The sequence below is a fragment of the Streptococcus mitis genome (assembly GCF_003942695.1).
Taxonomy (GTDB): Bacteria; Bacillota; Bacilli; order Lactobacillales; family Streptococcaceae; genus Streptococcus; species Streptococcus mitis_BD.
The window spans coordinates 1-24,732 of record NZ_RJNU01000004.1 but is presented as its reverse complement, the minus strand read 5'-3'; the positions used below and the strand labels follow the sequence as shown (position 1 = coordinate 24,732).

27 protein-coding genes are annotated in these 24,732 nt (G+C 41.0%); 7 read left to right on the top strand and 20 right to left on the bottom strand.

Annotation, left to right across the window (positions count from 1 at the left end; translation table 11 throughout):
• Position 1 precedes the first annotated feature (1 nt).
• The 4 genes from D8852_RS04045 to glmU are packed head-to-tail and all read right to left on the bottom strand — an operon-like array spanning position 2 to position 2,967.
• Complete coding sequence (locus D8852_RS04045) at positions 2 to 694, bottom strand: 5'-methylthioadenosine/adenosylhomocysteine nucleosidase (RefSeq protein WP_125426064.1); 693 nt, start codon at positions 692 to 694, stop codon at positions 2 to 4.
• A 15-nt stretch (positions 695 to 709) separates the two neighbouring features.
• Entirely contained in the window at positions 710 to 1,021 is a 312-nt protein-coding gene (gene macP / locus D8852_RS04040) for a cell wall synthase accessory phosphoprotein MacP (protein WP_125426067.1), read from the bottom strand.
• An 11-nt stretch (positions 1,022 to 1,032) separates the two neighbouring features.
• Complete coding sequence (locus tag D8852_RS04035; RefSeq protein WP_125426070.1) at positions 1,033 to 1,578, bottom strand: NUDIX hydrolase; 546 nt, start codon at positions 1,576 to 1,578, stop codon at positions 1,033 to 1,035.
• Between the two features lie 9 nt (positions 1,579 to 1,587).
• Positions 1,588 to 2,967, bottom strand: coding sequence for a bifunctional UDP-N-acetylglucosamine diphosphorylase/glucosamine-1-phosphate N-acetyltransferase GlmU (glmU, locus tag D8852_RS04030; RefSeq protein ID WP_125426073.1), 1,380 nt, complete (start codon positions 2,965 to 2,967; stop codon positions 1,588 to 1,590).
• 158 nt (positions 2,968 to 3,125) lie between these two features.
• Here glmU and D8852_RS04025 point away from each other — a divergent pair, with 158 nt between their 5' ends.
• From D8852_RS04025 to lysS, 5 genes are all read left to right on the top strand, one after another.
• Positions 3,126 to 3,926, top strand: coding sequence for a glycoside hydrolase family 25 protein (locus tag D8852_RS04025; RefSeq protein WP_125426076.1), 801 nt, complete (start codon positions 3,126 to 3,128; stop codon positions 3,924 to 3,926).
• A 106-nt stretch (positions 3,927 to 4,032) separates the two neighbouring features.
• A complete protein-coding gene (locus D8852_RS04020) occupies positions 4,033 to 4,875 on the top strand; it encodes a DUF368 domain-containing protein (RefSeq protein WP_125426079.1) in 843 nt (280 codons plus the stop codon).
• Positions 4,875 to 5,357: an aminoacyl-tRNA deacylase gene (locus D8852_RS04015; protein ID WP_125426082.1), complete on the top strand. Its 483-nt coding sequence runs from the start codon at positions 4,875 to 4,877 to the stop codon at positions 5,355 to 5,357. Before D8852_RS04020 ends, D8852_RS04015 begins: the two co-directional genes overlap by 1 nt.
• Positions 5,357 to 5,980 (top strand): histidine phosphatase family protein, encoded by a 624-nt coding sequence (locus tag D8852_RS04010; RefSeq protein WP_125426085.1) that lies wholly within the window; start codon positions 5,357 to 5,359, stop codon positions 5,978 to 5,980. Before D8852_RS04015 ends, D8852_RS04010 begins: the two co-directional genes overlap by 1 nt.
• Positions 5,981 to 6,118: 138 nt before the next feature.
• The gene (gene lysS / locus D8852_RS04005; RefSeq protein ID WP_125426088.1) at positions 6,119 to 7,609 is read left to right on the top strand and encodes a lysine--tRNA ligase; all 1,491 of its coding nucleotides are present in this window, start codon (positions 6,119 to 6,121) and stop codon (positions 7,607 to 7,609) included.
• Between the two features lie 277 nt (positions 7,610 to 7,886).
• On the opposite strand, the gene D8852_RS04000 is transcribed toward lysS, so the two are convergent.
• The 5 genes from D8852_RS04000 to D8852_RS03980 all read right to left on the bottom strand — a co-directional run bounded on the left by D8852_RS04000 (position 7,887) and on the right by D8852_RS03980 (position 12,550).
• The gene (locus D8852_RS04000; RefSeq protein ID WP_125426118.1) at positions 7,887 to 8,723 is read right to left on the bottom strand and encodes an amino acid ABC transporter substrate-binding protein; all 837 of its coding nucleotides are present in this window, start codon (positions 8,721 to 8,723) and stop codon (positions 7,887 to 7,889) included.
• An 11-nt stretch (positions 8,724 to 8,734) separates the two neighbouring features.
• The gene (locus D8852_RS03995; protein ID WP_000891749.1) at positions 8,735 to 9,364 is read right to left on the bottom strand and encodes an amino acid ABC transporter ATP-binding protein; all 630 of its coding nucleotides are present in this window, start codon (positions 9,362 to 9,364) and stop codon (positions 8,735 to 8,737) included.
• A gap of 10 nt (positions 9,365 to 9,374) precedes the next feature.
• Entirely contained in the window at positions 9,375 to 10,016 is a 642-nt protein-coding gene (locus D8852_RS03990; RefSeq protein WP_125833821.1) for an amino acid ABC transporter permease, read from the bottom strand.
• A 148-nt stretch (positions 10,017 to 10,164) separates the two neighbouring features.
• A complete protein-coding gene (locus D8852_RS03985) occupies positions 10,165 to 11,394 on the bottom strand; it encodes a tetratricopeptide repeat protein (protein ID WP_185755576.1) in 1,230 nt (409 codons plus the stop codon).
• Positions 11,384 to 12,550 carry an AI-2E family transporter gene (locus D8852_RS03980; RefSeq protein ID WP_125426094.1) on the bottom strand — a complete coding sequence of 389 codons (1,167 nt, stop codon included), beginning with the start codon at positions 12,548 to 12,550 and terminating at the stop codon, positions 11,384 to 11,386. The genes D8852_RS03985 and D8852_RS03980 overlap by 11 nt, the downstream gene beginning before the upstream one ends.
• A gap of 143 nt (positions 12,551 to 12,693) precedes the next feature.
• Between D8852_RS03980 and D8852_RS03975 the strand changes: the two genes are divergently transcribed.
• Positions 12,694 to 13,707: a lactonase family protein gene (locus D8852_RS03975; RefSeq protein WP_125426097.1), complete on the top strand. Its 1,014-nt coding sequence runs from the start codon at positions 12,694 to 12,696 to the stop codon at positions 13,705 to 13,707.
• A 42-nt stretch (positions 13,708 to 13,749) separates the two neighbouring features.
• Here the strand turns inward: D8852_RS03975 and D8852_RS03970 are convergent, their stop codons facing one another.
• The 11 genes from D8852_RS03970 to D8852_RS03920 form a co-directional block, all read right to left on the bottom strand.
• The gene (locus tag D8852_RS03970) at positions 13,750 to 14,169 is read right to left on the bottom strand and encodes a F0F1 ATP synthase subunit epsilon (RefSeq protein WP_125426100.1); all 420 of its coding nucleotides are present in this window, start codon (positions 14,167 to 14,169) and stop codon (positions 13,750 to 13,752) included.
• A gap of 10 nt (positions 14,170 to 14,179) precedes the next feature.
• Positions 14,180 to 15,586: a F0F1 ATP synthase subunit beta gene (atpD, locus tag D8852_RS03965; RefSeq protein ID WP_125426103.1), complete on the bottom strand. Its 1,407-nt coding sequence runs from the start codon at positions 15,584 to 15,586 to the stop codon at positions 14,180 to 14,182.
• 85 nt (positions 15,587 to 15,671) lie between these two features.
• Positions 15,672 to 16,550 (bottom strand): F0F1 ATP synthase subunit gamma, encoded by an 879-nt coding sequence (locus tag D8852_RS03960; protein WP_000301234.1) that lies wholly within the window; start codon positions 16,548 to 16,550, stop codon positions 15,672 to 15,674.
• A gap of 15 nt (positions 16,551 to 16,565) precedes the next feature.
• A complete protein-coding gene (atpA, locus tag D8852_RS03955) occupies positions 16,566 to 18,071 on the bottom strand; it encodes a F0F1 ATP synthase subunit alpha (RefSeq protein WP_000996627.1) in 1,506 nt (501 codons plus the stop codon).
• 14 nt (positions 18,072 to 18,085) lie between these two features.
• Positions 18,086 to 18,622: a F0F1 ATP synthase subunit delta gene (locus tag D8852_RS03950; protein WP_000359022.1), complete on the bottom strand. Its 537-nt coding sequence runs from the start codon at positions 18,620 to 18,622 to the stop codon at positions 18,086 to 18,088.
• Positions 18,622 to 19,116 carry a F0F1 ATP synthase subunit B gene (atpF, locus tag D8852_RS03945; RefSeq protein ID WP_000558541.1) on the bottom strand — a complete coding sequence of 165 codons (495 nt, stop codon included), beginning with the start codon at positions 19,114 to 19,116 and terminating at the stop codon, positions 18,622 to 18,624. Before atpF ends, D8852_RS03950 begins: the two co-directional genes overlap by 1 nt.
• A 13-nt stretch (positions 19,117 to 19,129) precedes the next feature.
• Entirely contained in the window at positions 19,130 to 19,843 is a 714-nt protein-coding gene (gene atpB, locus D8852_RS03940) for a F0F1 ATP synthase subunit A (protein ID WP_000392857.1), read from the bottom strand.
• A 35-nt stretch (positions 19,844 to 19,878) separates the two neighbouring features.
• The gene (locus D8852_RS03935; protein WP_001054552.1) at positions 19,879 to 20,079 is read right to left on the bottom strand and encodes a F0F1 ATP synthase subunit C; all 201 of its coding nucleotides are present in this window, start codon (positions 20,077 to 20,079) and stop codon (positions 19,879 to 19,881) included.
• Positions 20,080 to 20,313: 234 nt separating this feature from the next.
• Positions 20,314 to 20,625, bottom strand: a complete 312-nt coding sequence (locus D8852_RS03930) for a CHY zinc finger protein (RefSeq protein ID WP_080563308.1) — start codon at positions 20,623 to 20,625, stop codon at positions 20,314 to 20,316.
• A 14-nt stretch (positions 20,626 to 20,639) separates the two neighbouring features.
• Positions 20,640 to 21,926, bottom strand: a complete 1,287-nt coding sequence (locus tag D8852_RS03925; protein WP_125426109.1) for a peptidase U32 family protein — start codon at positions 21,924 to 21,926, stop codon at positions 20,640 to 20,642.
• A 137-nt stretch (positions 21,927 to 22,063) separates the two neighbouring features.
• Positions 22,064 to 22,762, bottom strand: a complete 699-nt coding sequence (locus D8852_RS03920) for a GntR family transcriptional regulator (protein WP_125426112.1) — start codon at positions 22,760 to 22,762, stop codon at positions 22,064 to 22,066.
• A gap of 140 nt (positions 22,763 to 22,902) precedes the next feature.
• On the opposite strand from D8852_RS03920, the gene guaA reads away from it, so the two are divergent.
• Positions 22,903 to 24,465 carry a glutamine-hydrolyzing GMP synthase gene (gene guaA, locus D8852_RS03915; RefSeq protein ID WP_125426115.1) on the top strand — a complete coding sequence of 521 codons (1,563 nt, stop codon included), beginning with the start codon at positions 22,903 to 22,905 and terminating at the stop codon, positions 24,463 to 24,465.
• Positions 24,466 to 24,732: the final 267 nt, after the last annotated feature.

Genomic DNA, 24,732 nt, shown 5'->3' with positions numbered 1-24,732 from the left:
CTTAATTCAAGGCCTTTAAAAAGGCTAGTAAAACTTGGGCAGAACGACGTCCAGCTTCAATGATAAACTCATCAAATGAGATAGAGGCCTCGTGATTGGCATTGTCGCTCATAGCACGAATGACCAGGAAAGGTAGGCCAAGAGCCTGAGCTGCCTGAGCAATGGCTGCTCCTTCCATCTCCACTGCTAAAACACCTGGAAAGTGGGATTTGATACTAGCAATCTTATCATCCCCAGCTATAAAACTATCCCCTGTAGCAATCAAGCCTAGGTGCCAAGTCTGCTCTAATTGAGATAAACTTTCTTGAATCCTAGCGATAAAGTTCTTATCTGATTCAAAGTAGAGGGGTTGACCAGCCATCTGACCATAAGCATAGCCAAAAGCAGTTACATCCACATCATGGTAGACCAGTTTGTCCGCAATCACTACATCACCAACAGCAATCCCTTCTGCAAGAGCACCTGCAGATCCTGTATTGATGATGGCTTCTACTTGAAAATGGTCAGTTAACACCGCTACACTCATAGCCGACATGACCTTTCCAATCCCACTCTGAACTAGGACAACTTCTGTCTTGCCAATAGTGCCAGTGTAGTAGGTATTTCCCATGACTTGGACTTCTTGTGGTTTGTCCAAATTCTGAGTCAAATATACGAGCTCTTCTGGCATGGCAGCAATGATTCCAATTTTCATTTTATATCCTTTCAATTACAAGAGTTTCATTGCCAACACTAACAAAACTAAGAGTAGAATGACTGCAAACAAGATGCGATTGAGTTTTGAATTAAAAACATTTCTCTTGGTATTCTCAATGCGACGACTCTTATGAATCGTCGGCTCTACTTCGATCGTTAAGGTATCTTGACTAAAAACATGATCTCTAGAACGTGAATTCCCAAAATGTTGTGAAGCAGTTGGTAGGATCTTGGTTTCCTCATCATCTTGGAGAGGTGGTCCTGAGATTTTCTCACCGCGATTAGCACGTTCAATCATTTCATCTGTTAATAAAGGTTTTCCCATGGATTGCTCCTCTATTTCTTTTGTAGTTCCCAGTACTGGATCGCCATAATAGTCTTGGCATCACAGATATGACCTGACTGGATCAGGTTCTTGGCCTCCTCTAGACTCACTTCTAGAACTTCCAAGGTTTCATCATCGTCTTGCGGACGAGGATTTTCTACCTTCGTCAAATCACTTGCAAGGTAGAGTTTCAATTTTTCATTACAAAAACCAATTGCAGAATAGAAATCGTATAAGAGTTCTAACTTAGCTGTGTAGGCAACCTCTTCTTCCAATTCACGAAGAGCCGCTGACATTGGATCTACATTTTCACCAACTTCAAGCTTTCCAGCGGGAATCTCATAAGAGACAGCCTCGATAGCCTTTCGGTATTGCTTAACGAGGATAATTTTATCCTCAGCTGTCACGGCTAGAACACAAACGGCTCCATTGTGAAAAATCAAGTCACGTTGGGCAGTTCCTTTTCCTTCTGGTAGTTCCACCTGATCTTGTACTAGTTTGAAAATAGGACCTTGATAGATTTCCTTCCGGCTAATCGTTTTTTCTTCAAATTCCATGACAGACTCCTACTGGTTCTTCGGATGATGTGGTAAGCGCCTTGCGTACTCATCTTTGTTAACTTGTCGTCCACGACCGATAGCAATGGCATCCGCAGGAACATTCTTGGTAATGGTTGAACCAGCTCCAACGAGAGAATTGTCACCTAATTCAACTGGAGCAATAATGGTTGAGTTTGAGCCAACAAAGACATTGTTACCAATCACAGTCTTATATTTGTTTTTCCCGTCATAGTTTACTGTAATGGTTCCTGCACCGAAGTTAACATGGCTACCGACTTCACAATTTCCGATATAGGTCAAATGACCAGCCTTGGTATTTTCACCGATGGACGACCCTTTTACTTCAACAAAGTTTCCAATGTGAACTTGGGCAGCTAGGCTTGAACCTGGACGAATGTGGGCATAGGGACCGACTGTCACACCGTCTGCAACCGTACTTTCCTCAATCATGGAATTCGTAATCACAGCTCCAGCCCCAATGGTGCTATCCACGATATAAGTTCCATTTGTTAAAATAGTCTCCGCACCAATCTTCGTTTGAGCTTTTAAGGTAACGTTGGCTTCGATTTGGACTTCCGGAGCAATCTCAACATCAATATCAATGTAAGTTGCTTCCGGATTAACAAAGCTAACACCATTAACCATGTGCTTTTGATTGATACGGCGACGCATCACTGCTTCCGCAGTAGCAAGAGCTACACGATCATTTACACCAAGGCTTTCATCAAAATCCTTGAGAGTATAGGCGCCAACCTTTTCACCCGCATTATGGAAAATACCAATCACGTCAGTAATATAGTACTCACCTTGGGCATTGTTGGTGTTGATGTTTTTAAGAGCTTCAAAAAGACGTTCATTGTCAAATACATAAGTTCCTGTATTGATTTCCTTGATTTGTTTTTCAAAATCTGAGGCATCTTTTTGCTCAACAATACGAAGAACTTCTGCGTTATCGTTGCGGACAATTCGACCATATCCAAAAGGATCAGCTGCTTCAGCTGTTAAAATAGTCGCTACATTCTTGTGATTGATATGGAAATCCAAGAGATTTTTCAAGCTTTCACCTGTGATCAGAGGAGTATCCCCAGCGATGACTAAGGTATGTCCAGAACGATTTTGGAGAATGGGCTCTGCCATCATGACAGCATGCCCTGTTCCTAGTTGTTCTGATTGGGTAACAAAGTCTGTCTGTCCAGCCAAGACTTGCTCAACTAACTCAGCCTTGTGTCCCACTACGGTAACTGTCTTTTCAGGTTGAATAGCACCGACACTACGAAAAACGTGTTCCAACATCGAAATTCCTGCTACTTTATGAAGTACCTTAGGAAGATCTGATTTCATGCGAGTACCCTTACCCGCTGCTAAAATAATGGCATAATTTGACATACTATTCTCTTTTCTGTAAAAATTCCCTTATATTATACCATAATTTTACTTTTAAAGAACAAACAGACAGGTGCTTTCCTAAAAATCTCCCCTACTTGTCTACATTTCTAAACTGTTTCCTTTGATTTTTTTAAATTTTTACGATAAACTAAATAAATATGAGAAAACAAATTCATCCAGCTATTATTTTGAGTTTATTTGGAATTTTCATAGCGATTTTACTCCTCAATAGACCAAGTTTTGAGGATCATCCTATCAAAACAAAACCAAATGCTCTTCAAGTTGAAACACAAGCCTTGCATAATCTTGACAAGCCCATTATCGATGTCTCTGGTTGGCAAAGACCTGAGGAGATCAACTACGACACCTTATCTCAAAACATTTCTGGTGTTATCGTTCGCGTGCACAATGGGGCTCAGCATACTGAAGCAAATGATGCTGCCTTTATCAATGGTGTCGATAAAGCTTATAAAAATCACATATCAGAATTCCAAAAACGGAATGTCCCTGTGGGGGTTTATGCCTATGTAGCTGGAAAAAATAAGGAAGAAATGGAGAAGGCTGCTGAAGTCTTCTACAACGCTGCTTCTCCCTACAATCCTAGCTACTACTGGTTAGATGTTGAAGAAAAAACAATGTCTGATATGAATGAAGGCGTTGAGGCCTTTCGCGCCAAACTGGCAGCTCTCGGCGCCAAAAATATCGGAATCTACGTTGGGGTTTACTTCATGCAAGAGCATAGTATCAATACAGATAAGTTCACTGCTATTTGGATCCCCTCCTATGGAACAGACTCAGGTTATTTTGAAACTAAACCAAATACCGATCTGGACTACGATCTCCACCAGTACACTTCTAAGGGGAGAATTGCAGGATTTGAACATCATTTGGACATCAATTTGATTTCTACTGCTAAAGAGAAGGAAGAAACCTTCAGAAAACTATTTTTAAGGCCATAAGACAAGTGAAAATAACAAACTTTTTCACTTGTTTTTTCATTTTCTCCCCGTCTGTGTTATAATTGATAGCATAGAGAAAGAATTTTATGAAATTGAGGATTTTATTATGTTTTCATGGATTGCACGAGTTATTAAAGGAATCGTCATCGCATTAGGATTTATCCTACCTGGAATTTCTGGCGGTGTTTTAGCAGCTATTTTGGGTATTTACGAGCGAATGATTGGCTTTCTGGCTCACCCCTTTAAAGATTTTAAAGAGAATGTCCTATACTTTATTCCAGTAGCTATCGGGATGTTGCTAGGCATTGGTTTGTTTTCCTATCCAATCGAGTATTTGCTAGAAAACTATCAAGTCTATGTTTTGTGGAGCTTTGCGGGAGCTATCATCGGTACAGTTCCTAGCCTCCTTAAAGAATCTACTCGAGAATCTAATCGTGATAAGATTGACCTAGTCTGGTTCTGGACTACCTTTATCCTTTCAGGATTGGGCCTTTACGCTCTCAATTTTGTCGTAGGTTCACTCAGTGCTAGTTTTGCAAACTTCATCTTGGCAGGTGTTCTTTTAGCTCTTGGTGTCTTGGTGCCTGGTTTAAGTCCGTCAAATCTACTTTTGATTTTGGGACTGTACGCTCCAATGCTCACTGGTTTTAAGACCTTTGATTTGTTTGGTACCTTCCTTCCTATCGGGATTGGTGCAGGAGCAACCCTCATTATCTTTTCAAAATTAATGGATCACGCCTTGAACAACTACCACTCCTGTGTTTATCACTTCATCATTGGGATTGTGCTATCAAGCACCCTCTTAATTTTGATCCCAAATGCTGGAAATGCTGAAAGTATCCAATACACTGGGCTTTCTATTGTGAGTTATGTTCTCATTGCCTTCTTCTTTGCGCTTGGCATTTGGCTTGGTATCTGGATGAGCCAGCTGGAGGATAAGTATAAATAATGGCAAAGAAAGTTAAGATTAAAAAAACCTTGGTCGAGCAGATCTTGACCAAGGCAGGTATTGACCATACTGGTATTCAAATCAATGCGCTTGAAGGAGAACTTCCTCCTGAATACGACCGAAAACAGATTTTTAAAACCTTGGCTCTGCTGGGTGACAAGACAGGACCGATCATCGGAATTGTTCCCATAACGGAACACCTCGCCGAGAAAAAACTAGCAAAGGTTTCTGGTAGTAAAAAAGTGAGCATGATTCCACAGAAGGACTTGGAAAAAACGACAGGCTATGTTCATGGGGCTAATAACCCTGTCGGTATTCGTCAGAAACACAATTATCCCATTTTTATTGATCAGACAGCTTTGGATTTGGATAAAATCATCGTCTCTGCTGGGGAAGTCGGGCATAGTATCATCATCCGACCTCAAGACTTAGCCAGCTTTGTAAAAGCGGATTTTGCTGATATCTTGGAGGAAAGTAAGTAATGAAACTCTATTTTGTCCGTCATGGTCGTACCCTCTGGAATCTTGAAGGACGTTTTCAAGGTGCTAGCGGCGACTCTCCCCTTCTTCCAGAGTCTATTGATATCCTAAAGCAACTTGGCCAGTATCTCAAGGAAATACCTTTTGATAAGATATATTCAAGTGATTTACCCAGAGCGGTCAAATCTGCTGAAATTATCCAAAGTCAACTCCAGACACCCTGTCCTTTAGAAAGTATTCCTGACCTGCGCGAATGGCAACTTGGAAAACTTGAAGGTTTAAAAATCGCAACGCTCAATGCCATCTATCCACAACAAATCAAGGCCTTTCGCTCCAATCTGGCTCAGTTTGATACAAGGATGTTTGAAGCGGAATCCCTTTACAGTACTACCAAACGCACCATTCAATTTATCAAATCTCTGAAAGGAAGTCCGGCTGAAAACATTCTAATCGTCGGTCATGGTGCAAATCTGACTGCTAGCCTTCGAACACTTTTAGGTTATAAAGAGGCTCACCTTCGCAAAGATGGAGGCTTGGCCAATGCCAGTCTCACAATTTTGGAGACTGAGGATTTTGAAACCTTCACTCTGGAAAGATGGAATGACACTTCCTATCAAGAAAAATAATGGAACTTGATCCCAATGGTCAAGTTCTTTTTAGTTTTCAAAGAATATCCGTGAATTTCTCTGCTATTTATGATAAAATGGGAGTATCGTAAAAAATGACTCATCGTATTCAATTTTGAGTAAAACTAGGAGGATCCCATGTCAACAGAACATATGGAAGAACTAAATGACCAGCAGATCGTTCGCCGTGAAAAAATGGCTGCGCTCCGTGAGCAGGGAATCGATCCCTTCGGAAAACGTTTTGAACGTACTGCTAACTCACAAGAACTTAAAGAGAAATTTGCAGAACTTGATAAAGAACAACTACACGAATTAAACAAAACTGCTACAATTGCAGGACGCTTGGTAACTAAACGTGGTAAAGGAAAAGTCGGCTTTGCCCATCTCCAAGATCGTGAAGGTCAAATTCAGATTTACGTTCGTAAAGACGAAGTTGGTGAAGAAAACTACGAAATCTTCAAAAAGGCTGACCTAGGAGACTTCCTCGGTGTCGAAGGTGAAGTCATGCGTACAGATATGGGAGAACTCTCTATCAAGGCCACACACATCACGCACTTGTCTAAAGCGCTTCGTCCTCTTCCTGAGAAATTCCACGGTTTGACAGACGTTGAAACCATCTATCGTAAACGTTACCTAGACTTAATCTCTAACCGTGAAAGCTTTGAGCGTTTTGTCACTCGTTCAAAAATCATCTCTGAAATCCGTCGTTATCTAGACCAAAAAGGTTTCCTTGAAGTGGAAACACCTGTCCTTCACAACGAAGCCGGTGGTGCTGCGGCTCGTCCATTTATCACTCACCACAATGCTCAAAACATTGACATGGTACTTCGTATCGCAACTGAGCTTCACTTGAAACGCCTCATCGTTGGTGGTATGGAACGTGTTTACGAGATTGGCCGTATCTTCCGTAACGAAGGAATGGACGCCACTCATAACCCTGAATTCACTTCAATCGAGGTTTACCAAGCTTATGCAGACTTCCAAGATATCATGGACTTGACGGAGGGTATTATCCAGCACGCTGCTAAATCAGTCAAAGGTGATGGCCCAGTAAACTATCAAGGAACTGAAATTAAGATCAATGAACCGTTTAAACGTGTTCACATGGTAGATGCGATCAAGGAAATTACTGGTGTTGATTTCTGGCAAGATATGACTTTCGAAGAAGCAAAAGCTATCGCTGCTGAGAAGAAAGTTCCAGTTGAAAAACACTACACTGAAGTTGGTCACATCATCAACGCTTTCTTTGAAGAGTACGTTGAAGAAACCTTGATCCAACCAACCTTTGTCTATGGTCATCCAGTAGCTGTCTCACCGCTCGCTAAGAAAAATCCTGAAGACGAACGCTTTACTGACCGTTTCGAGCTCTTCATTATGACCAAGGAATATGGTAATGCCTTTACCGAGTTGAACGACCCAATCGATCAACTTAGCCGTTTTGAAGCTCAAGCTAAAGCTAAAGAACTTGGTGACGACGAGGCAACAGGTATCGACTACGATTACATCGAAGCCCTTGAATATGGTATGCCACCAACAGGTGGTTTGGGAATCGGTATTGACCGTCTCTGCATGCTCCTCACTGATACAACCACTATCCGTGACGTATTGCTCTTCCCAACAATGAAATAAACTAATGTCCTCTGGTGATTGCCAGAGGATTTTTTGATAAGAAAAGAGACTCAATTTGAGGAAAAATTTTAGAAAATTTCTCCAGAATATAGTGAAATGAAATAAAATCTGAACAAATTGATTGGGAAAGTCAAATCAATTTCTAGCAATGTTTTAGAAGTCACAGTATACTATTCCAGATTCAATCCGCTATATTAAATGGCTATCATGCTCTTTCCCAATTGATAAAAAGACTACGTTTTGCTAATCAAAACGCAGTCTCATCCACTATTTTATCTCACTGTCCTTCTTGTACTTCTTTGGTGGCTACATCTTCCCCAAACCATTTTTGACTAATTTCTTGGAACTTACCATCCTTGTAAAGACTAGAAAATCCTTCATTTATCTTATTAACTAGAGTTGTATCTTCCTTACGTGCTCCAACTGCAAAAGCTTCTGTTTCTAGTCCAACTGTAAAGACATTATAATCGTTTAAAACGCCTTCTGCTTCTAAATAATAGTTTGCATAGACACGATCAATCAATAGGCCGTCAATTCGATCGTTTTTCAAATCAATCAAGGCTTCATTAAAAGTTTGGTATTGATTCGCTTCATTATTAGCGACAATATCCTTCAAAATCGCTGGCTTTCCTTCAAAGTCCGCATAACCAGATGAACCAGCTTGAGCTCCCAAAGTCTTTCCAGTCATATCTTTTACAGTCGTGATACCTGACGATTTCTTAGTAACCAATACCTGCTCATTCTTCATATATGAGTTACTGAATGCTACCTTTTCACGACGTTCGTCTGTAGCTGAATAGCCATTCCAAATCAGATCAATCGTTCCTTTTGTCAATTCAGCTTCTTTCAAATCCCAATCAATCGGTTGCCAATTTACCGTAATTCCGTATTTTTCAAAAACAGCTGTAGCTAAATCAATATCAAATCCTGCATAGGAACCATCTTTCTGAGCAAATCCCATTGGAACAAAAGTACTATCAAACCCAATAGTAATAGACTTGTTAGACTCGTACTTAGACCAATTATCTCCACTAGTTTCACTAGAATTTTTCCCGCAAGCTACTAAGAACAAAGCAGTCATTAGACTGACTAATACAAGCATGAATTTTTTCATCATTTTTCCTCCTATTTAGGCTCTACTTTTAATAATACATCTGCAATATTTTCAGCGAATTGTAAATCGTGGGTAACCACAATTTGCGTCATCCCAAGTTCTCTATTTTGCAAAATCAGTTTTTCCACTTCCAAGCGTAATTCTGGATCCAAGGCAGAAGTTGGTTCATCGTAACCAATGATTTCTGGGTCAATCATCATAGCACGCGCCAAAGCCACCCGCTGCTTTTGCCCACCTGATAGTGAGAAGGGATAAGCATCTGCGTGCCCTGCTAGTCCTAACTGTTCCAAGAGTCCACGCGCCTTCTTCTCAGCCTCTTCCTGCTTCATTCCCATAGTTTTCACAGGCGATAGGGTCAAATTGTCCAGAACTGATAAATGAGGGAAAAGTTGAAAATCTTGGAAGACAAATCCTAGTAGATTGCGCTTTTCTAGTTCGTCTAAAGCTAGAGATTCACCGTTATAGTAGATTTCTCCAGAATCGATAGTTTCCAGTCCAGCTAACATACGCAACAAGGTTGTTTTTCCGCCTCCTGATGGACCTACGATTGCCAGGATTTGCTTTTCAGGAATTGATAGGCTGAAATTGGTTAAGATTTGTTTGCCACCAAAGGCCTTGTTGATGTTTCGTAATTCTAACATAGCAATCCTCCTATCTATAGTAACTGTACTTCTTCTCAACTTTTTTGGCAAGGATAGTCACAATACCAATCAAAATCAAGTAAATTGCTCCTGCCAAGAACATAGGAATCAGACTAGCATCACGGTTGGCTGCTGTACGACTAGCCAAAATCAAATCTGAAATACCTAAGGCATAGACCAAAGAAGTATCCTTGACCAAACTCATGACTTCATTAAATACACTAGGAAGAACAATTTTGGTCACCTGTGGTAAGATAATATAGCGCACTGTGGCAAAAGGGCTAAACTTCAAGACCTTAGAAGCCTCATATTGACCCTTAGGAATGGTATCAATCCCCCCACGGAAGATTTCAGCAAAGTAAGCTGCATAATTCAAAACAAAGGCAATAATAGCCGCAGGAAGGCGATCCAAACGAATCCCAATATTTGGGAGCACATAATAGATAAAGATCAATTGCAAGAGCAAGGGTGTTCCCCGCATGATCCAGATATAAATGTTGATCAGATAATGGAGGAGTTTCCAATGGACTTGCAAGGCAAAGGCAATCAAAACGCCCAAGGGAATAGAAAAAGTCAAGACCAGTACAAAAACCTGTAAAGTCATGCTTGCACCGCTCAATAAACTCGGTAATATCTCAAACGAATAAGACATACTGCACCTCCTAAAAATAATTATTCCTATTATAGCATAAATAAACAATTTAGCAAGGGTTATTGTAAAAAAATTCTGTTTCCTTTTGAAAATAAAAAAACTGCATCCATCAAAATGACTAGATACAGTTTTGCTTTATAGGATATTTTTAAAGTGTTTCTAAGAGTTCTTGCATTTGAACATCATCTGGAACGAGTTTTAAATAAGCCTCAACTTGTACTTTGGCTTCTTCAAAATACCCCAATTCACGTAAGAGATAGCTATACTGCTCCAGAAACTCGGGATTGTCCTTGAGGTCAGACGATAATTCCTGATAGAGTTCATAGGCCTTATCTAAATCCTCGATTTTCTGGTAAGAACGTGCAATCATCCACTTGGTCAGGACGTTTTCAGGTTCTTGACTTTGGAGAGCGATAATATCCTCAAACCGCTCTTGTTCCATATAAATGGTTGCGAGACGAAGGAGAATCTCTTCTGTATCTTCTGCATCTTCTTTGGCAGTAAGGAGAAACTGCTCTGCAGCACCAGAATCATGCAATTCATACGAAAACTGTGAGGCTGCTAGCAAGAGCCGAGTTTCAAACGGATTTTTCTCCAAGCCTTGTTTAGCGATACGAAGGGCCTCTTCCACCTGATGTTCCTTGTGCAAAGCTTGACTATAACCATACTCATATCCTTCAAAATCTGGTGAAATGGTATCAATCTGCTTAAAGTAAAGAACAGATTTTTGATACTCTTCTTGGTCAAAGTAAAGACTAGCCAGTTCAAAGGCAGTTTGGTCATCGTATTCTAGTTCTAAAGCTTTTTCTAAGAATTCTGTAGCAGCTTCAAACTTGCCTAACTGGGCATAAGCGTAGCCGATTCGCTGATAGGTTGAGACACCCGTTTGTTCATAGATGGAGCGATTGTCTAATTGGGCATAGCCCTGAATGGCTTCCTGATAATTCCCTAACTCACTATCCAACTCAGCCAAACCAAAAACTAATAACGGTTCATCTGAATAGTTTAAGGCTTCCAGTAACTTTTCACGTGCTACATCTGTCAATCCTTCCAACTGATAGAGATCAGCCTTCAAGGCCAAAGCCGATACATACCAGTCACTTTCAGGTGTGATTTCCTCAAGGTAAGCAAATGCTTCCTCAACATTGCCATCCTCGCTAGCAATACTTGCTAAGTTCAGATTCACCTCTGGAAATTCTGTAACAATATTTTGGTAAATTTCTTTTGCTTGAGGATAAAAGCCAATTCCCTCTAGATAGCTTGCTAGTTCGTAAAGAACTTCACTTGAATCTGTTTCAAGTGCTTTGCGAAAATACTGATCTGCTTTGTTTAAATCTTGGTCATCCAAAGCTTGGAGCATGCGTTGACTATTGTTCACTCTTGATTTCCTCCCCTTCTTCTTCATACAAACCGCTAACCTTTTTGTACCAGTTAAAGATAGCAGAGATAACCACCTTAGCGGAGGCATAGACAGGAATTCCCAGCAAGACTCCCCAAATACCAAACATAGAACCTGAAGTTAGGAGAACAAAGAGGACATTGATGGGATGAATATTGAGCTGACTACCTAAAATAAGAGGTGATACGAAGCGACCTTCAATCGTTTGTTCCACGATAAAGACAATGACGACTTTTAAAAGCATAACAGGTCCTGCAATCAAGCCAAGAACTAAAGCTGGAAGCATGGCAAGGAAACTTCCTAGATAAGGCACTAGATTGAGGATACCAGCCGTGATACCTAGAGTCACAGCATATCTGAGGCCAATAATCTTAAAGAAGATAATAAACATAATTGCCACGATAATAGCAACTGTAACCTGCCCTCTAACGTAGTTTGACAACTGTTTATTAACATCTGACAAAACTTGTCCGACAGGTTCTTTTAACTTGTTTGGGATGAATTTAGTTAGGTAATCCCGCAAGCCTTTCCCATCTCTCAAAAGATAAAAGAGCATAAAGGGGACGATAATAACTGCAACAATGACTTGAGAAACACTACTGATAAAGGCGCTGACCCAGTTAACGGCTTGAGAAGAAATTTTGCTGGCCCATATCGTTGCTTCTGTAGAAACATTTGCAAGAACCTGCTCCAACTGCGGTCTAAAATCATCTGGCAAGCGTTTGGTTACAAGGTCATTGATAACCATATCAGCATCCTTAAGATAAGTCGGCACATTCTTTGCAAAATTTAAGACTTGGCGTTGGAAATTTGGAATAGCGACTGCCAGACCCCAAATGATAAAAAGTCCAATAATGACAAAAACTATACTGATAGCAAGAACGCGATTGATCTTGTGTTTCTCCATCCAGTCAACAATCGGATTGAGGAGGTAATAGAGTAAACCAGATAGAATAACTGGTAACATGACAACCCCAAGAAAGTCTAAAACGGGTAAAAATATAAAACTAATCTTACTTAGAATAAAAATGTTAAGCCCCAGTAACAAGGTTACTAAAAATACAGTGATGGCTTTATTATCTAAAAACCACTTGAAGAACCAGGATAAGCTAAAATGTTTCTCTTTATGTTCCATAAATACATCCTTTCTGTCATTCTCTCATTATACCATTTTTAATTTAAAATAACTCTTATTAAAGTGCTTACATAGATTAAACGAACACTTCCTGACTGTCATTTTGTGGTATAATAAACTTATCATTATTAAGAGGTATGGACATGAAAGAAACTGTTTATTTTGGAACTTATACTCGTCGCTCATCTAAAGGGATTTACAAGGCAGATTTTGATACAGAAACAGGCCAGCTTGCAAATCTTGAACTCTTTGCTGCTGAACCAAGTCCGACCTACCTTGCCTTTGACCAACAGCAACACATATACACCGTAGGGAGCCAGAATGGCTTGGGTGGAATCGCTGCTTACAAGACCGATGGTACTTTGCTAAATCATGTGGTTGAAGAAGGCGCTCCACATTGCTATGTGGCAGTGGATGAAAAGCGTAGTCTTGTTTATGGAGCCAACTACCACAAAGGTCAAGTTCTGGTTTATCAGCGCCAAGCAGATGGTAGTCTCATCCAAACGGATCTGGATCAGCATTGTGGACATGGTCCTCATGAAAACCAAACTTCCCCACATGTTCACTTTACGAATCTAACACCTGACCAGTATCTCGTCACATGTGACCTCGGTACGGACGAAGTAACGACCTATGATGTCAGCCCAGAAGGAAGACTAAGTAAACTCTCCACCTATCACAGCCAAGCTGGAGCAGGGGCTCGCCACATCGTTTTCCACCACCACTATAAGATTGCCTATCTCATTTGCGAACTAAATAGTACCATTGAAGTCTTGATTTATGATGGGGTTGGTGAATTTGAACGCATGCAAGTCATTTCAACCTTACCAGACGGCTATGAGAGATTCAATGCTACTGCAGCCATTCGTCTTTCAAAAGATGGGAAATACCTTTATGCATCCAACCGAGGTCATGATTCCATTGCAGTCTATACAATCCTCGCTGATGGCAGTCTGGAATTATTAGAGATAGTACCAACACATGGACAAAATCCACGTGATTTCGACCTAACTCCTGATCAAGAGTTTCTCATTGCTGTTCATCAAGATTCTGATAACGCAACCGTCTTTAAGCGTAATCCTGAAAGTGGTCGTCTTGCAGAACTTTCTAACGATTTCCATGTCCCAGAAGCAGTCTGCATCCACTTTGCGAACTAAGATAATCAAAAAATGAACTTGAATCTCAAGTTCATTTTTTGATTATAGTTTATTTCCGACATTAATACGGTTAATGGCACGTTGAAGAGCAATCTTAGCGCGTCGTTCTTGGTCAATTAAGTGCTTGTCTTGAGCTTCTTCAATTTCACGTTCGGCGCGAAGTTTAGCACGTTCAGCACGGCTGACATCGATATCACGAGCACGCTCTGCTGAGTCGGCTACGATGGTAATGATGTCATTGGCAATCTCGATAATCCCTCCGTTCACTGCAATCCAGTTCACATGAGTATCATCATCGATTCGTTTTACCTTTACTTCATCAACCGCTAAAACCGCAATCATATTTTCATGTCGTGGCAAGATCCCCATCTCACCATCCAGAGTTCGTACCGATACAAAGCTGGCATGGTGATCATAGACGAGGCCATCTGGTGTCACGATCTGGACAGTTAAATGAGCCATAGATCACCTCTTAAAATCCCATTTTCTCTGCCTTAGCAATGACGTCTTCGATTGAACCGACACCACGGAAGGCATCTTCTGGCAAGTGGTCATGTTTACCATCAAGGATTTCCTTGAAACCACGAACTGTTTCTGCTACTGGTACATAAGAACCAGGTTGGCCAGTAAATTGCTCCGCAACGTTGAAGTTTTGTGACAAGAAGAACTGGATACGACGAGCACGCGCAACCAAGGTCTTTTCTTCATCAGAAAGCTCATCCATACCAAGGATGGCAATGATATCTTGCAATTCATGGTAACGTTGAAGGACACGTTTGACTTCAGCAGCAACTGCATAGTGATCTTCTCCAACAATCTCAGGTGCCAAGGCACGTGAGCTTGAAGCCAACGGATCAACGGCTGGATAAATACCCAATTGTACCAACTTACGTTCCAAGTTTGTAGTTGAATCCAAGTGAGCGAAGGCTGTCGCTGGCGCTGGGTCAGTATAGTCATCCGCTGGCACGTAGATGGCCTGAATAGAGGTTACAGAACCCTTCTTGGTTGATGTGATACGTTCTTGCAATTGACCCATTTCCGTAGCAAGTGTTGGTTGGTAACCAACGGCTGATGGCATACGACCCAAAAGGGCAGATACTTCTGAACCAGCTTGAGTGAAACGGAAGATATTGTCAATGAAGAGAAGAACGTCTTGACCTTCTACATCACGGAAGTATTCGGCGATTGTCAAACCAGTAAGGGCAACACGCATACGTGCTCCTGGTGGTTCATTCATCTGACCAAATACCATGGCTGTTTTCTCGATAACGCCTGATTCTTTCATTTCCCAGTAAAGGTCGTTCCCCTCACGAGTACGTTCTCCAACACCGGTAAATACTGAAATACCACCATGTTCTTGAGCAATGTTGTGAATCAATTCTTGAATCAAGACAGTTTTACCAACTCCGGCACCACCGAAGAGTCCAACTTTCCCCCCTTTAAGGTAAGGGGCAAGAAGGTCGATAACCTTGATCCCTGTTTCCAAGATTTCAGATGAGGTAGACAATTCATCAAAAGTTGGAGCTTTCTTATGAATTGGCTGACGCTCAGCGTCTTCAGCGAAAGGAGCATCCAAGTCAATAGTATCCCCCAAAACGTTGAAGACACGTCCCAAAGTTTCTTTACCTACTGGCACAGAGATTGGACGGCCTGTGTCCAAAACTTCCATTCCACGAGTCAAACCATCTGTTGATTCCATGGCGATCGTACGGATCATACCATCACCCAACTCCAAGGCTACTTCAAGGACGATTTTTGTTTTTCTTTCGTCATTTTTGTAGACGACAAGTGCATTGTTAATCTCAGGAAGTGGTTCCCCAGCTGCAAACAAAACGTCTACAACGGGTCCGATAACCTGAGCAATTTTACCTGAACTCATCTCCTTCTCCTATTCTATATAAGATACTGTCGGTTCCTAGCTCAACTAGGTCCTAAGTTCATTTTGATACGAGGGAGGCAAAGCCTTATTCTAAGGCACTAGCCCCCGCTACGATTTCTGTAATTTCTTGTGTAATCGCCGCCTGTCTAGCACGGTTATACTGGATTGTCAAATCATTAATGACCTTTTTGGCATTATCGGTCGCTGTTTGCATAGCTGTCATACCAGCGGCATTTTCAGCTGTCTTGGCATCGATAATAGCCCCGTAAATCATACTTTCAGCATACTGTGGCAACAACTGCTCTAGAATCTCATCACGGCTCGTTTCCAACTCAAAGGTCAAGCTATACTCTTCATCCGCTTCATTTGGATCCAAGTCAACAATCGGAAGCATTTGTTCCACACGCATTTGACTTGTGAGAGTATTAACATGATGGTTGTAGCAGACGTACAATTCATCAAAAAGTTCGTTTTGGTACATCTCAATCGTTTTTGAAATAATTTTACGAACTTCATCAAAACTAGGTTGATCTGCCAAGCCGCGTAGTTCATAGATTGGCTGAATACCACGAGCCTTAAAGAAATCAGCCCCCATACCACCAATACAGATAACTTCAAAGTCATCACCATTTGGATGATATTCTTCTTTCAGCTCCATCACAGCTTTAAGGATGGAAGCATTATAACCTCCAACCAAGCCACGGTCTGAAGTAATAACGATATAGCCTGTTTTCTTAACTGGACGACTGATGAGCATCGGATTGGTAGAACCACCAGATCCGTTACCATGTAGAATATCCGTCAAAAGCTTACGAACCTTCTGAGCATAAACTTGAAAATTGCGTGCTGCTTCTTCAGAGCGACCTAACTTGGCAGCCGATACCATTTGCATGGCATTAGTGATTTGACTAGTATTTTTTGTTGAGGCGATTTTTGTTTTAATATCATTTAGAGATACTGCCATCTGACACCTCTATTCTTATTGGAAGCTGGATTGATTGAGAAACTCTGTAATCGCAGCATCCAAGACTGCTTCTTCTGGCAAGTCTTTTGTTTCACGAATAGTTTCCAAAATCTCTGGATGTTGTGCATCAAAGAAATCATGAAACTCTTCCTCAAAACGAACAATGTCATCTACAGGAATCGTATCCAAGAAACCATGTGTCAAAGCATAAAGAATGGTTACTTGTTTCTCAACAGGTAATGGTTTATGAACTGGTTGTTTCAGAACTTCAACCGTACGACGACCACGATTCAACTTAGCCTGAGTTGCTGCATCCAAGTCCGAACCAAACTTAGTGAAGGCTTCCAACTCACGGTATGAAGCAAGGTCGATACGAAGAGTACCAGCAACCTTCTTCATGGCTTTAATTTGAGCGGAACCACCTACACGAGATACAGATGAACCTGCATCAATAGCTGGACGAATCCCTGCATTAAAGAGACCATCTCCAAGGAAGATTTGTCCATCTGTGATTGAAATCACGTTGGTCGCGATATAGGCAGAGATATCACCTGCTTGCGTCTCAATAAATGGTAGGGCTGTGATTGATCCGCCACCAAGCTCGTCAGAAACTTTAGCTGAGCGCTCAAGCAAACGGCTGTGGAGGTAGAAAACATCCCCTGGGAAGGCTTCACGACCTGGCGGACGACGAAGCAAGAGGGAAAGCTCACGATAAGCTACCGCTTGTTTTGAAAGATCATCATAAACGATTAAAACATGCTTGCCTTGGTACATAAACTCTTCTGCCATAGCTACCCCAGCATAAGGAGCTAGGAAGAGCAATGGAGATGGCTGTGAAGCAGAGGCTGTCACAACGATTGTGTAGTCCAAGGCACCGTACTGACGAAGTGTTTCTACTTGTGTACGAACGGTTGATTCTTTTTGTCCAATCGCTACATAGATACAGATCATATCTTGACCTTTTTGGTTCAAGATTGTATCAATCGCAATAGTTGTTTTCCCTGTCTGACGGTCACCGATGATCAACTCACGTTGACCACGACCAATCGGTACAAGGGCGTCAATAGCTTTCAAACCTGTTTGCAATGGTTCTGAAACAGACTTACGCTCCATAACACCAGGAGCTGATGCTTCTACTGGACGAGTCTTGTCAGTATGGATTTCTCCAAGACCATCAACTGGACGACCAAGTGGATCCACAACACGTCCAATCAAGTTATCACCAACTGGGACTTCCATGATTTTACCTGTACGGCGGATTGTATCGCCTTCACGGATATCCGTAAAGTCACCGAGGATGATAATACCAACGTCTGTTGACTCCAAGTTTTGCGCCATACCATAAGAGCCATTTTCAAAAATCAACAACTCTCCACTCATGGCATTTTCAAGGCCGTGGGCACGTGCGATTCCGTCCCCGATATAGGTTACAACACCAGTTTCAGTCACATCAAAATTGGGTTTGAAATTTTCAATTTGTTGCTTAATTAAAGCGCTGATTTCTTGTGCGTTAATTGCCAAAAGAACACCACTTTCTATTTCAAATTTTCTTTAACAACACGAAGTTGCTGTTTAATACTCACATCAATTGTCTTGTGATTGGCAAAAATGACAAAACCACCAATTAGACTTTCATCGATTTGTTCTTTGATACTCCGAACTTTCAGAGACATTTTTTTCTCAATCAAAGGGAGCAACCGTGCCTTCTGCTCATCTGTTAAAGGATGAGCAGAGGCAATCGTCACTTCAAATCGATTGGTTTCTTTTTCAAGTCGACTCAAACAATCTACAATTAGTTCATAAAATAAATTCGCTCTGTGATTGTATAGCAGAACCTGAATAAAGTTTTGCATTAAAGGTGAAACAGAGTCTTGGAAAAAACGAACTGTTTTTTCCTTATCCGACTCAGCTACTGCCACTTGACTTAAAAAAGAAGGCAAGCCTGTTTCTTCAGCGACTTGCTTGATTTGAGCTAAGTCATAAAAGATACGGTCTTCTTCTCCTTTTTCAATCACCAATTGGACAAAAGGCATGCTGTATTTTTCAATTACCTTTACTGTCTTTTTGTCCATTAAGCTTCTCCTAGCTGATCGATGTACTGATCAATGAGTTCTTTATGGGTTTGACCGTCAAGGTTTTGTGAGATAATTTTTCCAGCTAGACTAATCGTCAAATCTGCTACCTCACCCTTAACGCTTTGTAAAGCTTCAGCTTTGTTTTGAGCAATTTCTTGGTTCGCTTTTTCTTTCAAGCGACCTGCTTCTAGTTTCGCTTCCGCCAGAATATCTGCTCTACTCTTCTCTGCTGTCTCCTTGGCATTCTCAATGATTGTTTTAGCTTCGGTACGGCTACCTGCCAACTCATCTTCGCGCTTTTGAGCAAGAGTTTCCGCTTTTTGACGAGCTTGTTCAGCTCCATCAATATCTGCAGCAATTTTTTCTGCCCGTTCTTCGAAGACACTTGTCAAGTTTGACCATGCGTATTTTTTGACTAAGACGATCAAAAGGATAAAAGAGCCAGCTATTAAAATAAAGTTACCAATCAATTCACCTACTGTTACGTGCATCAGTTACTCCTTTCTACTCTTCATCATTAATTTTATTTCCTAGATACATAGAAGACAAGACTGTGAACACATAAGCCTGAACACAGGAAATGAACACAGAAAATGCCGTCCAGACAAGGTTGGTAACAAATGCAATTGGATACCAATAAAAGGCCTGGTGAGAAAGCAAGATAAGCAAGCTTGTCATCACTTCCCCGGCAAAGATATTTCCGAACACCCGCAAAGCAAGTGATAGGAAATTCGTGACTTCTTCAAGGAGATTCATCGGTGTCATGAAACCTGGTGTCACAAAAGCTTTTAGATACTTTTTAACGCCTCGGCGACGAATCCCTTCTATGTGGGTCATCAAAATAATACCAAAAGACAAAGCCAAGTCAAATTGCAAATTCGCAGTTGGCGAAGTCCAAAGGTTAGTACCATCCGTCATTTGAAGTTTTGCCATCAAACCAAGGTTGTTTGCGATGACCATAAAAAGAAACAAGCACAAATAAAAGAGTGAGTAATCTTTCATGTACCGTGAACCAACATTGGGTTCTGTAAATCCAACAACAAAGTCATGAATATACTCAAGTACATTTTGCTTCCCTTTGGGTTTCAGAGTCATACTACGACTCGCCCAATAGATAAAGCCAAAAATAACTGCCACAGACAGCAAGGTTAAGGCTGTCAAGGTTAAATCAAAGGTAACAGGACCGATATTGATGGTTGGATTGATACTTTCTTCCATCTAGAATCCTCCCTTTTTCCAATTTATACTTCTCTTTATTTGATGATAAATGAAAAGACAAGAGTTACAAAGAAAGTTCCTTCAATAAAGGCAATCCCCATGATCATCAAGCTACGCAATTGTGGAATGATGTCTGGTTGGCGAGCTGCTGATTTGAACAAACCGTTCATCAAAAATCCTTCTGCAAGGGATACACCCATACAGGCAAGACAAAGACCGAAAAATGTTAAATTCATTATAAATTCTCCTTTTTTATTTAAATTTACTTACTTAGTTTAGTCCTAAAATTTGTTTTTGTCAACTTTTTACTAACATTGAAAGCGTTTCAGATAATTTATTTCTAATTTTACTATTTTTAGTACGATTGTATAGAAATTTTTAACCGGTTTCCATAAGAAACTCCGTATTTTTACTAAGGTTTCTGAAGCAAAATAAAAGACCCAAGCTTAAAAACTTGGATCTATTTTTGTCTATTTAAAATAAAATGAATGATGTTGTTTACAACCTGGATTAAATGGAGCGCTACAATAAGGACAAGCTACCTGTTTTTGATATTTTTGAAAAGTCATTGTCCTCTTACAAGCCCCACATAAAATCGGGCGATCCTCAGAAAGCCTCAAGGGATAAGGAGAAAACAAATGCGTTTCCATAGCATTGTGGCACTGATAGCAAGCGTAGTATTTCCTGCATTCATAACACTGGAGGGAGACGATATCCTTTACACTATGGTAGTGAACACACCTGCTTTCGTCATCTACCAATAAACCATGAGCTTGAATCATTCACTTTTCCTTATCTAAGCACGAACTGTAACGCTTGTCCCGTCTTCCTTATAGAGGTTAATGAGCCCTTCCTTGAGAGCACGGACCATGTCACCTGCTTGCACAGGTTGTGGAACCTTGATCGTCAAGAGTTCCATTGGATTTGGAGCGCGGTCGATTTTATTGCCTTTTGAATCATGAAGATCTTCGATATAGGTTTCAAAATGGCGGAAACCTGGGCCGTAAAACTCAACTTGGTCACCTTCGTTGATTACATTCCGTTGACGAATGGTTGCTGTTTGGGTCGCATCATCATAAGAAACGACTTCAGCGACAAACTTGTACTCAGGAATCTTACGACGAGCGCCAAATAACTGTTCATTCTCAGATGGCGTACCATAGTAGAATCCTGTTGCCAATTCACGTTGGGCTACCTTCCACATCTCATCCACCAAGTCCTGTTTGATGGCTTCAAACTTTTCAGGGCTTTCAAGATAAGCATCCACAGCTGCCTTGTAACAGTTTGTTACTGTTGAAACATAGTGAATGGACTTCATACGACCTTCAATCTTGAGACTGTCTACACCATTTTCAATCATATCTGGAATATGGTCAATCATAGACATATCAACGGCAGACATCGAAAATTCTTCTGGAATCTCACCCTTAAGACTCTTACGTTCTTTACCAAATGGCATATCGTAGAGGTCGTATTTCCAACGGCAAGACTGAGAACAACCACCACGGTTAGCATCGCGCATACTCATGTGGTTTGAGAGCGTACAGCGACCTGAGTAAGAAATACACATGGCTCCATGGACAAAGGCCTCAATCTCAACGTCTGTACGTTTGCGAATTTCTGCCAATTCTTCCATTGAAACTTCACGAGCCAGAACCACGCGAGTTAGACCAAGTTCTTTCCAGAACTCAAGAGTTTCATAGTTGGTCGCACTAGCTTGGGTAGAGAGGTGGATTTCAAGACCTGGTGCTTCTGTTGCTGCAATCATGATTAAGGCTGGATCTGACACGATAACTGCGGCAATCCCGATGTCACGCAACTTACGGAACCATTCTCCAGCACCAGCTTCGTTTCCTTCGTGCATAACCATGTTAGCAGCCACATAGACCTTGGCACCGTACTTAGCAGCAAACTGGACGCCTTCTTCCATCTGTTCAAAGGTAAAGTTTCCAGCACGACTACGAAGACCATAGGCCTGTCCACCGATGAAGACTGCATCCGCACCATATTGAACAGCTACTTTCAGCTTCTCTAAAGTCCCTGCAGGTGATAAAACCTCAGGACGTTTTAATGTTTTTGTCATTTTTTCTCCTATTTGCAATATAAAAGTTTGACGTTTTTCCTTCTCATTTTATAGTAAATAATGGATAAAATCAAGCCTAGACAGATTGTTTTGACAATTCTAATCTTTTTTAAAAACTAAAAACTAGTCTGCTGAGACTAGTTATTTTCAAGATAAAATTCAAAGCGTTCGCCCACGTATTGACTCTTTACATACTCGAAAGCCGTCCCATCTTCAAGATAAGAGACCTGAGTCAAGGCTAAAATGGCATGCCCTTTTTCAACTTCCAGATAGTGAGCTATCTTCTCCTTAGCCAATCTCGCATAAATAGTCTGTTGGGATTTGCCAATTCGGTAGCCATATTCCTGCAAGGTTTGAAAGAAGTGACTAGTTACCTCTTCTTTTTTGAAGTCCTTAATAAATTTCTCAGGTATAGATGCTACTTCATAGACTAGCGGTACTTGATCAGCATAACGTACCCGTTCCATACGGATGATATTTTCAGTTGGTGAAATGCCTAGCTTTGCCACTTCCTGCTCGTTGGGAATGGTTCTTCTATAAGAAATAAGTTGACTGGAAGGAACTTTCCCCTGAGATTTGACAATCTCCGTAAAACTGGTCGTCCCCCGCATTTTTTCTTGGACCCGAGTACTAGAAACAAAGGTTCCACTTCCTACACGACGCTCCAAAACTCCTTCCTCAACCAAGAGAGAGATAGCTTGTCGCAAGGTCATCCGACTAACCTGAAACTGTTCCGCTAAATCTCGCTCACTTGGAAGTCTCTCTCCGATTTTCCAATGATGCTCATCTATATCCTTCTTGATCTGATCGTGGATTTTCATATAAGCTGGTAACATGATTTTCACTTCTTTTCTATATTTTCTCTATTGTACCGTATTTGCTAAGAAAAAGTCAAACTTTGCCTTGTTTAGTTGGTAATTCACCCCTATTTGTGATAAAATATTGAAAAAGATATTTCTTTTGAGAAAGGAAAAAGATGAGCAACATTTCAACTGATTTGCAAGATGTCGAAAAAATCATCGTGCTGGACTATGGTAGCCAATACAACCAGCTGATTTCACGTCGTATTCGTGAAATTGGTGTTTTTTCAGAGCTAAAAAGTCACAAAATCTCAGCCGCAGAGGTTCGTGCGATTAACCCTGTTGGGATCATCCTCTCTGGTGGACCAAACTCTGTATACGAAGATGGTTCATTTGATATTGACCCAGAAATTTTTGAACTTGGCATTCCAATTTTGGGAATCTGCTATGGTATGCAACTTTTAACTCATAAACTTGGAGGAAAAGTTGTCCCTGCAGGTGATGCTGGTAACCGTGAGTATGGTCAATCACCACTTACTCATACCACTTCTGCCCTCTTTGAAGGAACACCAGAAGAACAGATTGTTTTGATGAGCCATGGCGATGCGGTTACTGAGATTCCTGCTGATTTCGTTCGTACTGGAACTTCTGCTGACTGTCCTTATGCAGCTATTGAAAACCCTGACAAGCACATCTATGGTATCCAATTCCACCCAGAGGTTCGCCATTCTGTATATGGGAATGATATCCTGCGCAACTTTGCCCTTAACATCTGTAAAGCTAAGGGTGATTGGTCAATGGACAACTTTATCGATATGCAGATCAAGAAAATCCGTGAAACTGTAGGTGACAAGCGTGTTCTTCTCGGCCTATCAGGTGGTGTTGACTCTTCTGTTGTTGGAGTTCTTCTTCAAAAAGCAATCGGTGATCAATTGATCTGTATCTTTGTAGACCACGGTCTTCTCCGTAAGGGAGAGGCTGACCAAGTTATGGACATGCTTGGTGGTAAGTTTGGTTTGAATATCGTCAAAGCAGATGCTGCAAAACGCTTCCTTGACAAACTTGCTGGCGTTTCTGATCCTGAGCAAAAGCGCAAAATTATCGGTAATGAGTTTGTTTATGTCTTTGATGACGAAGCAAGCAAGCTAAAAGATGTAAAATTCCTTGCTCAGGGAACGCTTTACACTGACGTGATTGAGTCTGGTACAGATACTGCTCAAACCATCAAATCACACCACAATGTTGGTGGTCTTCCAGAAGACATGCAGTTTGAATTGATTGAACCATTGAACACTCTTTATAAAGACGAAGTCCGTGCCCTCGGTACAGAGCTTGGTATGCCAGACCACATCGTATGGCGCCAACCATTCCCAGGACCAGGTCTTGCGATTCGTGTCATGGGTGAAATCACTGAAGAAAAACTAGAAACTGTTCGTGAGTCGGATGCCATCCTTCGTGAAGAAATCGCTAAAGCTGGTCTTGACCGTGATATCTGGCAATACTTCACAGTTAATACAGGTGTTCGTTCAGTTGGTGTTATGGGTGACGGTCGTACTTATGACTACACAATCGCCATTCGTGCAATCACTTCTATCGATGGTATGACAGCTGACTTTGCCAAAATTCCTTGGGATGTCCTTCAAAAGATTTCTGTACGTATCGTAAATGAAGTGGATCACGTTAACCGTATCGTCTACGACATTACAAGTAAACCACCAGCAACCGTTGAGTGGGAATAATGGAGAGGCTTGATTTACCTTCAAAATAGCGATTCTACAGCAGTTTAGCAGGAACAAAATAGTCTAAAAAGGGTGTATCTTCGTTTGATTCCCCCCTAAATCCCCCCGAAAAGTTAGTTAAAAATTTTTTTGACCAACATTCTTGGAGGGATTTTTATAATAAAAAGTACAAAGTATTTTAATAGCACGTAATTTTATTTTTCAAATGTAAAAAATATATATGATTTCTAGAGTAAAATTTTATGATGTAAATGACTTATCTATCGG